Origin of the sequence: Rhodococcus sp. M8, assembly GCF_015654185.1 — a bacterium.
Classification (GTDB): Bacteria; Actinomycetota; Actinomycetes; order Mycobacteriales; family Mycobacteriaceae; genus Rhodococcus; species Rhodococcus aetherivorans.
In genome coordinates, this window is record NZ_CP064065.1 from 1,370,807 (window position 1) to 1,384,731 (window position 13,925).

The window sequence follows — 13,925 nt, forward strand, 5'->3', positions numbered from 1 at the left end:
CGCGACCTCACCCGAAGATGATCCGCATCTCCTCGTAGCGGTCCTTCGGCACCCGCTTGTGGTTGGCGAGCGCCTCGTCGAAACCGACCCGGGCGATGTCGGTTCCGTGCAGCGCCACCATGTGCCCCCACTCCTCGTCGGCGACGAGATCGGTGACCGCCATGCCCAGGCGGGTGGCGAGGACCCGGTCGAAGGCCGTCGGCACGCCGCCGCGCTGGATGTAGCCCAGGATCGTGGCGCGGGTCTGGATACCGGTGCGCTCCTCGATCATCGGGGCGAGGACGTCGGCGATGCCGCCGAGCCGCGGCCGGTCGAACTCGTCGCGCCCCTTGTCGGAGTATGCCTCGGTCATCTCCGGCAGGGTGAATCCCTCCGCGACCACCACCATGGGAGCCCGGCCGCGGTCGCGGACGCTGGTGACCCATTCGCAGATCTGCTCGATGCTCTCGGGCTGTTCGGGGATGAGGATGGCGTGGGCACCCCCGGCGGTGCCGGAGTGCAGCGCGATCCACCCCGCCTCCCGGCCCATCACCTCGAGGACCATGCAGCGCTTGTGCGAGTTGCCGGTGGTGCGCAGCCGGTCGATCGCCTCGGTCGCGATCTCGACGGCGGTGTCGAAGCCGAAGGTGTAGTCCGTCTGGCCGAGGTCGTTGTCGATGGTCTTCGGCACTCCGACGATCCGGATGCCCTCCTCGAACAGCCGCTTGGACGCGGCGGCCGTGCCCTCGCCGCCGATGGCGATCACGGCGTCGACGCCCATGCGCTCGAGCGTGCGGGCGATGCTCTCCGCGCCGCCGTTCGGTCCTTGATAGGGGCCGAACCGGCTGGTGCCGAGAATGGTGCCGCCCTGATGCGACAATCCCCGAACCTTGCTGCGATCCAAGGGGATTGCGTCGCCTTCCACCAAACCACGCCAGCCGTCGAGGAATCCGACGAACTCCTGACCGTAGACGGTCCTGCCCTTGAGGACCGCTCCGCGGATCACCGCGTTCAGGCCGGGGCAGTCCCCGCCGCTGGTGAGAATGCCGATGCGCGTCATCCGTACCTCCGTGCCGGTCGTGCAGGTTGTCGGTGGTCCTCCCGGCAATACTGCCCCGGCGCGGCGCCCGCGGCATCCCGATCGCGGGTGCAGCTCACCCCGGCACGACCAGTCCGGACTCGTACGCCAGTACCACCGCCTGCGCCCGGTCCCGCAGGTTCAGCTTCCCGAGCACCTTCCCCACGTGCGTCTTGACCGTCTGCTCCGCGACGAACAGGTGAGCGGCGATCTCCTGGTTCGACAGCCCGCGGGCGATCAGCTCGAGCACCTCGCGTTCGCGCGGGGTGAGGACGTCGAGCGCCCGATCGCGGCCGCGGCGCGGCGACCGCCGGCGGGTGACGTCCGCGATGAGGCGGCGCGTGACGGTCGGCGCGAGCAGCGCCTGGCCGTCGGCGACGACGCGGACCGCCCGGATCAGTTCGTCGGCGGGCGCGTCCTTGAGCAGGAATCCGCTGGCGCCCAGGCCCAGTGCCTCGTAGACGTAGTCGTCGATGTCGAAGGTGGTGAGCATCAGCACACGTGTCGGCGGATCGGTGCGCCCGGCGAGGATGTGCCGGGCCGCGTCGAGTCCGTTCATCTCGGGCATCCGCACGTCCATCAGGACCACGTCGGGTCGCAGGCGGGCCGCCTCCGCGACGGCCCGCCGACCGTCCGGGGCGTCGCCGACCACGCTGATGTCGGGTTGGGCGGCGAGCAGGGCGCCGAAGCCCTGCCGCACCATGGCCTGGTCGTCGGCGATCAACACGGTGATGGGGGTCGCGGCTGCGCTCGGGTCCGTCACGGCCTCAGCCTAGGCCGCCGGGACGCGCGGCAGCTGCGCTCGCACCTCGAATCCACCGCCCGGGACGGGATGGGCCACGAGCCGCCCTCCGACCGCAAGCGCCCGGTCGACCATGCCGCGGATGCCGTTCCCGCCGCCGCGGTCCCCGGGTCCGGGCTCCGCGCGCCCGGGGCCGTTGCGCACGGTCACGCTCACCTCGTCCGGTCCGTACCCCACGCCGACCTGGACCGGTGCCCCGGAGGCGTGCCGGGCGGCGTTGGCGAGCGACTCCTGCAGGATGCGGTACACCGTGAGCGCGGTGGCGTCGGAGACACCCGCCGGGTCACCGTCCGCCGCGGTGGACAGGACCATCCTGGCGCGCCGCGCGCCCTCGAACAGGTCGCCGAGCCGGTCGAGGCCGGGCTGGGGAGCCTGCGCCCCTTCGCCGTCGCCGTCGCTGCCGTCGGCGAGGTTGTCGCTCCGGAGCACGCCGAGCATGCCGCGCACCTCGTTGAGCGCCTCGCGCGCGGTCGCCCCGATGGATTCGAACTCCGCGCGCACCGGTTCGGGGACCTCGGGCAGGCGGTACGGGGCGCTCTGCGCCTGCACCACGACGAGGGACATGTGGTGCGCGACGATGTCGTGCAGGTCGCGGGCGATGCGGGCCTTCTCCTCGAGGATCGCGCGGCGGGCCCGCTCGAGTTCGCTGACCTCCTCCTGCCGGGCCAGCTGCCGCCGGGAGAGCACGAGCCACCGCACGAGCAGGCCGAACACCGCCATCGCGGTCAGGCCGAGCGCCCAGCCCCAGCCGTTCTGCCCCGGTACGTGGGTGAAGAACAGCACCACGGTGGCCGCCCACACGAGCCCGGCGATCTGCAGGGACGCGCGCATGCTCACCGCGACGAGCAGCGCGCACAGCACGAGGATGTGCACCACCTGCCAGGGGTAGTCGTAGCCGGGGACGAGGTCGAAGGCGCGCGGGATCGCCAGCGCGGCCCCGGCCGAGACCGCCCACCCGAGGGCGGGATCGGTCCGGATCGCCACGAACGGCCCGGCCGCGAGCGCCGCGACGACGGGCATCAGCGGTGCGGGCACCTCGTGGGTGAGGTGCAACGTGGGCCACGCGACCGCGTACAGGATCAGCGTCGCCGCCACGATCGCGATCGTCCACCAGCGGCCTCGGCCGCGTTCTCTCGTCCAGCGCACGGCACCACGGTAGGCACGGGACGCCCGCACTGTCGTCATACCAGGGTGTGAGATGCGCCTGGCTCCGTGGGGTCAGACGGCCGCGGCCGGACCGCTCCGGTGTGGGATCCGCGGCGGTCCCCGTCGTTCCTAACGTCCGTGCCATGCGCAGACGAGCGACGACAGTGATGGTGGGTACGGCCGCGGCGCTGTTCCTGGGAACCGTTGGGGCGCAGGCTGGTCCGGAGGGGCAGCCGAGGCCGCACGGGGGCGCCACGGCGGCGGCGGTGGCGGCGCTGTCCGACGGCGACACTGCGGCGGCGCTCGAGGTCTTCCCGGCCGGCTTCGAGCCGGCGATGCACTACCGCCCGGTCACCGAGGACGGGATCCTGGTGGATCCCCTCGGGGGCTGCTCCTCCCCCGTTCCCCTGCCGAAATTCTTCGAAACGCCTTGCCGTGAACACGATCTCGGCTACGACCTGCTGCGATACGCCCGGTCGGTGGGACACGAACCGGGTCCGCAGGCGCGGCGCGGCCTGGACGCCCGGCTGAGCTGGCACCTGCACGAGGCGTGCCGCACGGCGGCTCCCGGCGACGGCTGGTGCGTCCTCACCGCGGATGTGGCGTCGATTGCCGTGCGGTTCAATTCGTGGCGGCAACGCGACGCGGCACCGGTTCCCGAGTCGCCGCTGCCGTACGCGGCCGTGGTGTGGACGTTGGCCGCGGCGGCGCGGTGGGCGGTGCGATGAGGGCGCTCGCGGCGTCCGTGGCCGCGGACGCGGGGGTCGATTCGCTCGCGCGGCGCTGCCCGCGGGTGGCGACGACCGTGGCGGTGACGATCGCGGTGTGGGTCTCGCTCGCGCCGTCCCTGCTGCCCCGTGCGGCCCTGGCACAGGCCGCTGCCTCCGGATGCGCCGCCGCAGCCGCGGCCGTGGCCGCCGGGGTGCGCCGCCGGCGGCACGGGGGATCCGCGCGGCCTGGGGCCGCGCGGCCGGCGGCGCTGGTCGTCGCGGCCGGCGTGCTCGGGTGGGCGGTGCTCGCCGCGGCGCAGTGGCAGGACGCGTTGCGGGCGTCGATGGGGCGACCACCCGCCGGTCCGGCGCACTGGATCGTTGTATGTAGTTGTGCCCCCTTGATATTCGCGGCAGCACGGGCGATCGGCCGGGTTCCGGGGGCGTGGCGCCGGCGGGCCGGCACCCGCGCGGTCGCGGCCACGGCTGTCACGGTGGCCATGGGCGTCGGCGTCGCGATTGTGCCCGTGGGGCTCGGGCAGGCAGACCCGGTCGCGAGGCCCGTCGCCGCCGCGGTGGCCGGCAGTCCGTCGTCCCTGGTGTCCTGGGAGTCCCTGGGCGACGAGGGCCGCCGTTTCGTGACCCTCGACGCGCATCCCGGCGCGATCCGCACGTACGTGGGGCTCGGATCCGCTGCGGACGCCCGCTCGCGCGCCGCGCTGGCCGTGCGCGAACTCGACCGCGCCGGTGGGTTCGCCCGCGCCCACGTCGTGGTGGCGGTGCCCACCGGCTCGGGCTGGATCGACCCCGGCGCGGTGCGGGGGTTCGACACGGTGTTCGGCGGCGACGTCGCGCTCGTGGCGCAGCAGTACTCGGCCGCGCCGAGCTGGGTGACGTTCCTGTTCGACCGGAACACGGCCGCGGCGTCGGCCCGCGCCCTCCTGACGGCCGTGCGCGCCCACCTCGACACCCTGGACCCGGTCCGGCGCCCGCAGCTGCACGTGTACGGGCAGAGCCTCGGGTCGATCGGGGGCAGCGCCGCGCTCGCCGACCACGCATCGGCCGCGGCGGGTCCCTGCGCGGCGATCTGGGCGGGTCCGCCGGCCGGCGCGGTGCGCACGGCCGGAGCGATCGTCACCGCGAACACGTCGGATCCGGTGGTGTGGTGGCAGCCGTCGCTGCTGTGGTCCCCGCCCGACCTGTCCCGAGCGCGACGCGACGCGCCCGTGCCGCGGTGGCTGCCGGTGGTCAGTTTCGTGCAGGCGACGCTGGACCTGCCGGTGGCGCTGGACGCGGCCCCCGGTCACGGGCACCGCTACGGCCCGGACCAGGCCCGGTGCGACCGCCCCTGACCGGGACGGCGCACCGGGCCTCGGCCGGACTCAGGCGACGATCGGGCCGCGTGCGGCCTCGAACGCGGCGCCGACGCGGTAGAGGCGCTCGTCGGCGAGCGCCGGGGCCATGATCTGCAGGCCGACGGGCAGCCCGTCGTCGGCGGACAGCCCGGACGGCACGGACATCGCGCAGTGCCCGGCGAGGTTGGTCGGCAGCGTGCACAGGTCCGACAGGTACATCGCCAGCGGATCGTCGACCTTCTCGCCGATCTTCCACGGGGTGAACGGGCTGGTCGGCGAGACGAGGACGTCGACCTGCTCGTACGCCTTCTCGAAGTCCCGCGCGATGAGGGTGCGGACCTTGAGCGCCTGCCCGTAGTAGGCCTCGTAGTAGCCGGAGGACAGCGCGTAGGTGCCGATCATGATGCGGCGCTTGACCTCCTTACCGAACCCGGCGGCCCGGGTGGCGGCCATGACCTGCTCGGCGCTCATCGTGCCGTCGTCGACGCGCAGGCCGTAGCGCATGGCGTCGAAGCGGGCGAGGTTGGAGGAGACCTCGGACGGCAGGATCAGGTAGTACGAGGCGAGCGCGTACTCGAAGTGCGGGCAGGAGACCTCGACGACCTCGGCGCCGAGTTCGGTGAGCGTGGCCACGGCCGCGTCGAAGGACGCCAGCACGCCCGGCTGGTAGCTGTCCGAGTGCAACTCCTTGACGACGCCGACGCGCAGGCCCTTCAGGTCGCCCTGCGCGCCCTCCCGGGCCGCCCGGACGACCGGCCGGACGGGCGCGTCCACCGACGTGGAGTCGCGCGGGTCGTGGCCGGCGATCACCTCGTGCAGCAGCGCCGTGTCGAGCACGGTGCGGCCGCACGGGCCGCCCTGGTCGAGCGACGACGCGCACGCGACGAGGCCGAACCGGGAGACCGTGCCGTAGGTGGGCTTGGTGCCGACCGTGGCGGTGACGGCGGCGGGCTGGCGGATCGAGCCGCCGGTATCGGTGCCGATGGCCAGGGGCGCCTGGTAGGACGCCAGCGCGGCCGCGGAGCCGCCGCCGGAACCACCGGGGATCCGGGTGGTGTCCCACGGGTTGCGGGTGGGACCGAAGGCGGAGTTCTCGGTGGACGATCCCATCGCGAACTCGTCCATGTTGGTCTTGCCCAGGATGGGGATGCCGGCCCGCCGCAGCTTCGACGTCAGGGTCGCGTCGTACGGCGACATCCAGCCCTCGAGGATCTTCGAGGCGCACGTAGTGGGCATGTCGGTCGTGGTGAACACGTCCTTGAGGGCGATCGGCACGCCGGCCAGCGGCGACGCCGGGCTCTCGCCCGCGGCGACCGCGCGGTCGACCTCCGCGGCGGCGGCCAGCGCCTGCTCCCCCGCGACGTGCAGGAAGGCGTGGTAGTCGCCGTCGACCTCGGCGATGCGGTCGAGGTGAGCCTGGGTGACCTCGACCGACGAGACGTCGCCGGAGTGGATGCGGTCGGCGAGGTCGGCCGCGCCCAGCCGGGTCAGGTCGGCGCTCATTCGCCCTCCCCCAGGATCTGCGGGACGGAGAAGCGGCCGTCCTCGACGAGCGGCGCGGCGGCGAGCGCCTGCTCCGGCGTCAGGCCCGGGCGCACCTCGTCGGGGCGGGTCACGTTGGTCACCGCGTTCGGGTTGGCCATCGGCGCCACATCGTCCGCAGCCACCTCCGACACGGCCTTGACGTGGCTGAGGATCGTATCCAGCTGGCCGGCGAACTCGTCGAGTTCGGCGTCGGTCAGCGCGAGCCGGGACAACCGGGCGAGGTGCGCGACCTCGTCACGGGAGATGGCAGGCACCTTCGGTGACCCCTTTCCGATGAAGAAACGAACGTCCCGTCCAGGGTAGTGCGTGCCGACCGGGACGGTTTCGCCGGTTCCCCGGACCCGCGCCGACCGCCCGCCGTGTTGCAGTTCGGAGAAACACCTGTGTCGTTCGTGTGACAACGACCGCGTGACCGGCGGTTTCCTGTCCCGTCTCGGCGCAGCACCGCCGGACCGGCATCCGGCGGTGCTGCGGGGGTGAAAAGATGGTGTCCGTCGCCGGCCGAGCGCCTCGGCCGCGACTTCGGAATCGGGGAAAGGACGCACGTGTCGTACCTGTTACGCGTCCAGCTTCCCGACCGGCCGGGCAGCCTCGGTTCACTCGCCGTCGCGCTCGGTTCGGTCGGTGCGGACATCCTCTCGCTGGACGTCGTCGAACGCGGCGCCGGCTTCGCGATCGACGATCTCGTCGTCGACGTCGACGCCGGGTCGCTGCCGGACACGCTCATCACGGCCGCCGAACGCCTCGAGGGCGTGACGGTGGACTCGATCCGTCCCTATGCGGGAATCCTCGACACCCACCGCGAACTCGAGCTGATCGATCAGGTCGCCACCGCGCGCCACGATCGGCTGCAGGTGCTCGTCGACGGGGCGCCCCGGGTGCTGCGCGTCGGCTGGGCGACCGTCGTCGACACCGGCCCGTACGGGGTGTACCGGGTGGTCGGCAGTTCCGGCGCCCCCGAGACCCGGCCGGCGGAGGTGCCGTGGATGCCGCTCGAGAAGCCGATGCTGCTCGACCACGAGGGCGAGTGGGTGCCCGACCTGTGGCGAGCGATGAACACGACCCTGGCGGCGGCGCCCCTGGGGACCCAGGGCCGGGTGCTGATGCTCGGCCGGCCCGGCGGCCCGGAGTTCCGCCCGTCCGAGGTGGCCCGGCTCGGCTACCTGGCCGGCATCATCGGAACCGTCCTCGGCTGAGCGGAACGGCTCAGACCAGCTCCCGGACCAGGGTGCTCAGCTCGACGCCGGGCACCGGCGCCCAGTCCCGCTCGGGGACGGGGACGAATCCGTTGCGGTCGTAGATGCGGCGCGCGTCGACCATGTCCGGCTGCGTGGAGAGCACCACGGCGCGATCGCCGCGGTCGTAGGCGGTGTCGAGGACGTGCCGCACCAGCGCCGACCCGACACCCCGGCCCCGCGCCGACGGCGCGACGGCCAGCATCCGGAACTCGAGCTCGCCCTTCTCGGCGATGTGGGCGAAGCGCGACGCCGGCTCCGCCAGCGTCACGGACCCGACGATCTCGCCGTCGGCGAGCGCGACCACCACCTCGGCGTGCTTGTCGCGGGCGGCGGTGTCGCGCAGACGCTCGGCGTACGGGTCGTCGGGCTCGACGAATCCGCCGCCGACGTACACGTCGACGGTGAGGGCGCCGACGGCGTCGTACTCGTCCGGGCTCACGCGTCTGATCTCGATCACTGGAGGACTATCCCAGTGACCGCCCCTTCCGCCCAAACGGTTTCCGGGCGATCTCCGTCACACCGGCTCCGGCCGCCGGTCAGCTCTCGAGCTCGCCGAACTCCTCCTCGATCGCGTCCTGGCCACCCGAGACGCCGTCCGGGCCGAGTTCGAGCAGCCGGCGGAACCCGTCCTCGTCGAGGACGGGGATGCCCAGCTCGGCCGCCTTGTCGGCCTTCGTTCCCGGGGCATCGCCGACGACGACGAACGCGGTCTTCTTCGACACCGAACCGGCCGCCTTGCCGCCGCGGAGCAGGATCGCCTCCTTGGCCTGATCCCGCGAGAAACCCTCGAGCGATCCGGTGACCACGATCGACAGGCCCTCGAGGGTGCGTTCGATGGATTCGTCGCGCTCGTCGAGCATGCGAACCCCCGCCGCGCGCCACTTCTCGACGATCGCGACGTGCCAGTCGACGGCGAACCATTCACCCAGGGCCGCAGCGATGGTCGGTCCCACCCCCTCGACGGCGGCGAGCTCGTCCACGGACGCCTCGCGGATCCGGTCGAGGCTGCCGAATTCGGTGGCCAGCGCCCGTGCGGCGGTGGGGCCGACGTGCCGGATCGACAGTGCCACCAGCACCCGCCACAGCGGCTTGTCCTTGGCTGCTTGGAGATTCGCCAGCAGGCGCTTGCCGTTGGCGGACAGCGCCCCCGCCTTGGTGCGGAAGAGCGACGTCCGCAGCAGGTCCTCGGCGGTCAGGTCGAACAGGTCACCCTCGTCGGCGATCACCCCGGCCTCGAGCAGCGCGGTGGCGGCCTCGTAGCCGAGCGCCTCGATGTCGAATGCGCCGCGGCCCGCGACGTGGAAGACCCGCTCACGCAACTGTGCGGGGCAGTGCCGCTGGTTGGGGCAGCGCAGGTCCACGTCACCCTCCTTGGCGGGGGCGAGCGGTGTCCCGCACTCGGGGCATTCGGTGGGCATGACGAACTCGCGTTCGGTGCCGTCGCGCAGGTCCACCACCGGGCCGAGCACCTCGGGGATGACGTCACCGGCCTTGCGCAGCACCACCGTGTCGCCGATGAGCACGCCCTTGCGGGCCACCTCCGCCGCGTTGTGCAGGGTGGCGAGGGAGACCGTCGACCCGGCCACCGTGACCGGTTCCATGTAGGCGAACGGGGTGACCCGGCCCGTGCGGCCGACGCTGACGCGGATGTCGAGCAACGTGGTGGTCACCTCCTCCGGCGGGTACTTGTAGGCGATCGCCCACCGGGGTGCGCGCGAGGTGGTGCCGAGCCGGCGCTGCAGGGACACCTCGTCGACCTTGACGACGAGCCCGTCGATCTCGTGTTCGACGTCGTGGCGGTGCTCGCCCCAGTACCGCATCCGGGCGACGACCTCCTCGACGCCGACGACGCGGGCGGTGTGCCCGGAGACGGGCAACCCCCAGGCGGCGAGGGCGGCGTAGGACTGCGACAGCGACACCGGCTCGAATCCCTCGACGCGGCCGAGCCCGTGGCAGATCATCCCGAGGCGGCGCCGCGCGGTCACCGCGGGGTTCTTCTGCCGCAGCGATCCGGCCGCGGTGTTGCGCGGATTGGCGAACGGGGCCTTGCCCTCGGCGACGAGGGCGGCGTTGAGCGCGTGGAAGTCCTCGAGCCGGAAGTACACCTCGCCCCGCACCTCGAGAACCCGGGGGACGGGAAATTCCTCGGTGGCGGTGAGCCTTTCGGGGATGTCGTCGATCGTGAGGGCATTGAGCGTGACCTCCTCGCCGGTGCGGCCGTCGCCGCGGGTGGCGGCACGGCGCAAGCGGCCGTCCTCGTACACCAGACTCAGCGCGACGCCGTCGATCTTCACCTCGCACAGGTAGTGCAGGTCCGGACCCGTCTCGGCCTCGACGCGGGAAACCCAGGCGCGCAGTTCGTCCTCGGTGAAGACGTTGTCGAGGCTGAGCATCCGCTCGAGGTGGTCGACGGCGGTGAAGTCGGTGGCGAAGCCCCCACCGACGAGCTGAGTCGGGGAGTCCGGGACGCGCAGGTCCGGGTAGTCGTCCTCGAGCTGCTTCAGCGCGCCGAGCAACTGGTCGAAGGCGCCGTCGGAGATGATCGGCGCGTCGCGCACGTAGTAGCGGAACTGGTGCTCGCGCACCTCCTCCGCGAGCTGCTGCCAGCGCTCGCGCACGTCGGGCGGAGCTTGGGTGGGCGCGTCCGTCGATTCACTCACGCCGGAAAGACTAGTCGAGCGATACGACGTTCCCGGCCGCTGCGGAGCCGAGCGATTCCGGGTCGTCCGCGAACGCGGCGGCGACGTCGCGGGCGAGGCGCAGCGCCCGGCGCGCCCACGTGGGATCGGCGCCGGCCAGGCCGCAGCGCGGGGTGACCCCCACCGAGCGCAGCGTGGCGCGGGGGAAGCCCAGCCGGTCGATCAGCGTGATCGCGGGGGCCGCGACGTCACGCCAGGTGGGGACGGCCGTGTCGGGTGCGGTGGACGGCACCAGCCCGAGCAGGAGGGTGGTTCCGGCGTCGATCAGCTCACCGATACCGTCGAGGTCGGCGTCGGTGAGCTGATCGACGTCGAGGGCGACGGCGTCGACGCCGCTGCGGCGCAGCAACCCGGTGGGCACGTCGGCGGCGCAGCAGTGCACCGCGACGGGGCGGCCGATCGCCGCGATCGCGGCCTCGAGCAGGTGCTGCGCCTCCGGCTCGGGGAGCGCCGGCACCGATTCGAGCTTCGTGCGTCCGGTCAGGGTCCCGGCGAGGACGGCGGGCAGCGCAGGCTCGTCGAGCTGGACCACCACGTGGGCGCCGAGGCGGCGGGTCAGTTCCGCGGCGTGCCGCGCCAGGCCCTCGCCGAGGGACTCGGCGACGTCGCGCACGGCGCCGCGATCGGTGAGCACCCGCCGGCCCCCGGCCAGCTCGGCGTGCGCGGCGAGGGTGAACGGGCCGGCGGACTGCACCTTCAGGAATCGACCGGGACCGAGACCCGCTGTCTCCCATGCCTCTTCGAGTGCATCGAGATCCCGACGCAGCAGATCCCCGGCGCGGGCGGCGACCGCGCCGCGGCGACCGCCGAGCCGGTACCCGGTGGTGGACGTGTCGAGGTGCAGGTCGACCAGCAACGCGCCGGTGCGGCCGATGAGATCGGCCCCGAGCCCGCGGGCCGGCAGCTCGACCAGGTGCGGCAACGCCTCGAGCTCGCCGAGCACGGTCGCGGCCGATTCCCGGGCGTCGGTGCCGGGCCACGACCCGATGCCGGTCGCGACGCCGGACCAGGGGTTCGGGATGTTCGCGGTCACCGGGACGTGGCCGCCGTGCCGGTACCGACGATGGTGCCGCTGCCGAGGACGACGTCGCCGCCCGCGTCCGGCCGGTACAGCACCACGGCCTGTCCGGTGGCGACGCCGGTGAGCGGTTCGCGCAGGGTCACCTCGAGACCGGTGCCGGCGGGCTCGGCGACGGCCGCCGCGACACCGCCGTGCGCGCGGACCTGCACGACGCATTCGACCGGTCCGGCCGGCGCGGCCCCGCTCGTCCACACCGCGCGCTCGGCACTGATCGCCCACACCTTCAGGTCTTCCGCGGAGCCCACCTTCACCGTGCCGGTGTCCGGCTCGATCGCGGTGACGTAGCGGGGGCGGCCGTCCGCGCCGGGGCCGGCGATACCCAGGCCCTTGCGCTGTCCGACCGTGAAGCCGTGCACCCCTTCGTGTTCGGCGAGCACGGCGCCGGACCGGGCGTCGACGACGCGGCCGGGACGCACCCCGATGCGGGCACCGAGGAAGGCGCGGGTGTCACCGGAGGGGATGAAGCAGATGTCGTGACTGTCGGGCTTGTCCGCGACCGCGAGTCCCCGCTCGGCCGCTTCGGCGCGGATCCGCTCCTTCGGGGTGTCCCCGACCGGGAACATCGCACGCGCGAGCTGGTCGGCCGTCAGCACACCGAGCACGTACGACTGGTCCTTGCCGGCGTCGACCGCGCGACGCAGGACACCGTCGTCGAGCCGGGCGTAGTGGCCGGTGGCGACCGCGTCGAAGCCGAGGGCGACGGCCCGGTCGGCGAGGGCCGCGAACTTGATCTTCTCGTTGCAGCGCAGGCACGGATTGGGGGTCTGGCCGGCGGCATAGGACTCGACGAAGTCGTCGATGACGTCCTCCTTGAACCGGTCGGCGAAATCCCAGACATAGAACGGGATTCCGAGCACGTCGGCGGCGCGGCGCGCATCCCCGGCGTCCTCCTTGGAGCAGCAGCCCCGCGACCCGGTCCGCAGCGTGCCCGGCGCCGTGGACAGCGCCAGGTGCACGCCGACCACGTCGTGGCCGGCGTCGACCGCGCGGGCCGCGGCCACCGCCGAGTCCACGCCACCGCTCATTGCCGCGAGCACCCTCATCGACGTCACCTCTCTCGACTACCGGCGCCGGCCAGTCCGGCGGCCCGCGCCCGTCCCACCACCTGCGGCAGCGCCGCCACAACGGCCTCCACGTCGGCGCGAGTCGACGTGTGGCCCAACGAGAATCGCAACGACCCGCGGGCCGTGCGGGGGTCCGCCCCCATCGCGACGAGCACATGGCTCGGCCGCGCCACCCCGGCGGTGCAGGCCGAACCGGTCGAGCACTCGATCCCGGCCGCGTCCAGCAGCATGAGCAGCGAATCGCCCTCGCAGCCGGGGAAGGTGAAGTGTGCATTGCCGGGCAGGCGGTCCGCGCCGCGCGGGCCGTTGAGGACCGCGTCCGGGACCACGGCCGTCACACCGGCGATCAGTTCGTCGCGCAGCGTCGTGAGCGCGACGGTGCGTTCGCCGAGTTCGGCCGTCGCCTCGCGCAGCGCCGCGGCCATGCCGGCGATCCCGGCGGTGTCGTGGGTTCCCGACCGTACGTCGCGCTCGTGTCCGCCGCCGTGGGTGAGGGGCACGCACGGCACCTGCCGGCCCAGCAGCAGGGCACCGACACCCTGGGGACCGCCGAACTTGTGCGCGGCGATCGTCATGGCGGCCAGCCCGCTCGCGGCGAAGTCGACGGGCAGATGGCCGACCGCTTGCACGGCGTCGCTGTGCACGGGCACCCCGTACTCGGCGGCGACCGCGGTGAGCTCGGCGACGGGCATCACGGTGCCCACCTCGTTGTTGGCCCACATCACCGACACCAGGGCCGTCTCGTCGGCGTGCTCGGCGAGGGCCATCCGCAGCGCATCCGGCTCGACGCGTCCGTCGGCGTCGACGGCCAGCCAGGTCACCTCGGCGCCCTCGTGCGCGACGAGCCACTCGACGGCATCGAGCACGGCGTGGTGCTCGACGGCGCTCGCGATCACCCGGCGACGGCGCGGATCGGCGTCGCGGCGCGCCCAGTAGATGCCCTTGACCGCGAGGTTGTCGCCCTCGGTGCCGCCCGAGGTGAAGACGACCTCGGAGGGACGCGCACCGAGGTCCGCGGCGATGGACTCCCGGGCCTCCTCGATGCGGCGCCGCGCCGCGCGGCCCGACCCGTGGAGGGACGACGCGTTGCCGACCGTCGCGAAGATCTCCGTCATCGCCGACACGGCCGCGGGCAGCATCGGGGTGGTCGCGGCGTGATCGAGGTAGACGGTCGTCGAGGTGCCGGAGGCTCCGGCGGGGTTCGAGGTCATGACCGAACCAGGATAGC

Annotated in this window: 13 protein-coding genes; 3 read left to right on the forward strand and 10 right to left on the reverse strand. The window is 73.3% G+C overall.

Translation table 11 applies throughout. The features are described 5' to 3' along the window. Positions 1–7: 7 nt before the first annotated feature. The 3 genes from ISO16_RS06130 to ISO16_RS06140 form a co-directional block, all read right to left on the reverse strand. Positions 8–1,039 carry a 6-phosphofructokinase gene (locus ISO16_RS06130; protein WP_072635516.1) on the reverse strand — a complete coding sequence of 344 codons (1,032 nt, stop codon included), beginning with the start codon at positions 1,037–1,039 and terminating at the stop codon, positions 8–10. A gap of 94 nt (positions 1,040–1,133) precedes the next feature. Continuing rightward, entirely contained in the window at positions 1,134–1,820 is a 687-nt protein-coding gene (locus ISO16_RS06135) for a response regulator (protein WP_065922437.1), read from the reverse strand. A gap of 9 nt (positions 1,821–1,829) precedes the next feature. Continuing rightward, a complete protein-coding gene (locus ISO16_RS06140; protein WP_442800811.1) occupies positions 1,830–3,044 on the reverse strand; it encodes a sensor histidine kinase in 1,215 nt (404 codons plus the stop codon). 104 nt (positions 3,045–3,148) lie between these two features. Between ISO16_RS06140 and ISO16_RS06145 the strand changes: the two genes are divergently transcribed. Next, a complete protein-coding gene (locus ISO16_RS06145) occupies positions 3,149–3,733 on the forward strand; it encodes a hypothetical protein (RefSeq protein ID WP_230304483.1) in 585 nt (194 codons plus the stop codon). Beyond that, entirely contained in the window at positions 3,694–5,067 is a 1,374-nt protein-coding gene (locus ISO16_RS06150) for an alpha/beta-hydrolase family protein (RefSeq protein WP_230304484.1), read from the forward strand. Before ISO16_RS06145 ends, ISO16_RS06150 begins: the two co-directional genes overlap by 40 nt. 30 nt (positions 5,068–5,097) lie before the next feature. On the opposite strand, the gene gatA is transcribed toward ISO16_RS06150, so the two are convergent. Both gatA and gatC read right to left on the reverse strand, forming a co-directional pair. Then, positions 5,098–6,573 carry an Asp-tRNA(Asn)/Glu-tRNA(Gln) amidotransferase subunit GatA gene (gatA, locus tag ISO16_RS06155; RefSeq protein WP_006942339.1) on the reverse strand — a complete coding sequence of 492 codons (1,476 nt, stop codon included), beginning with the start codon at positions 6,571–6,573 and terminating at the stop codon, positions 5,098–5,100. After that, complete coding sequence (gene gatC / locus ISO16_RS06160; RefSeq protein ID WP_029544440.1) at positions 6,570–6,869, reverse strand: Asp-tRNA(Asn)/Glu-tRNA(Gln) amidotransferase subunit GatC; 300 nt, start codon at positions 6,867–6,869, stop codon at positions 6,570–6,572. The genes gatA and gatC overlap by 4 nt, the downstream gene beginning before the upstream one ends. Positions 6,870–7,160: 291 nt before the next feature. On the opposite strand from gatC, the gene ISO16_RS06165 reads away from it, so the two are divergent. Continuing rightward, positions 7,161–7,811 carry a hypothetical protein gene (locus ISO16_RS06165; protein ID WP_006942337.1) on the forward strand — a complete coding sequence of 217 codons (651 nt, stop codon included), beginning with the start codon at positions 7,161–7,163 and terminating at the stop codon, positions 7,809–7,811. A gap of 10 nt (positions 7,812–7,821) precedes the next feature. Here ISO16_RS06165 and ISO16_RS06170 read toward each other — a convergent pair whose 3' ends face one another. The 5 genes from ISO16_RS06170 to ISO16_RS06190 all read right to left on the reverse strand — a co-directional run bounded on the left by ISO16_RS06170 (position 7,822) and on the right by ISO16_RS06190 (position 13,908). Beyond that, positions 7,822–8,310 carry a GNAT family N-acetyltransferase gene (locus ISO16_RS06170; protein WP_029544443.1) on the reverse strand — a complete coding sequence of 163 codons (489 nt, stop codon included), beginning with the start codon at positions 8,308–8,310 and terminating at the stop codon, positions 7,822–7,824. A gap of 79 nt (positions 8,311–8,389) precedes the next feature. Further along, a complete protein-coding gene (gene ligA / locus ISO16_RS06175) occupies positions 8,390–10,513 on the reverse strand; it encodes an NAD-dependent DNA ligase LigA (protein ID WP_029544445.1) in 2,124 nt (707 codons plus the stop codon). Positions 10,514–10,523: 10 nt separating this feature from the next. Beyond that, positions 10,524–11,585, reverse strand: a complete 1,062-nt coding sequence (locus ISO16_RS06180) for a methionine synthase (protein ID WP_072635518.1) — start codon at positions 11,583–11,585, stop codon at positions 10,524–10,526. Further along, on the reverse strand, positions 11,582–12,676 hold the full coding sequence (gene mnmA / locus ISO16_RS06185; RefSeq protein ID WP_072635534.1) for a tRNA 2-thiouridine(34) synthase MnmA: 1,095 nt from the start codon (positions 12,674–12,676) through the stop codon (positions 11,582–11,584). Before mnmA ends, ISO16_RS06180 begins: the two co-directional genes overlap by 4 nt. Before the next feature lie 5 nt (positions 12,677–12,681). Then, entirely contained in the window at positions 12,682–13,908 is a 1,227-nt protein-coding gene (locus tag ISO16_RS06190; RefSeq protein WP_072635519.1) for a cysteine desulfurase family protein, read from the reverse strand. Between the last annotated feature and the right edge of the window lie 17 nt (positions 13,909–13,925).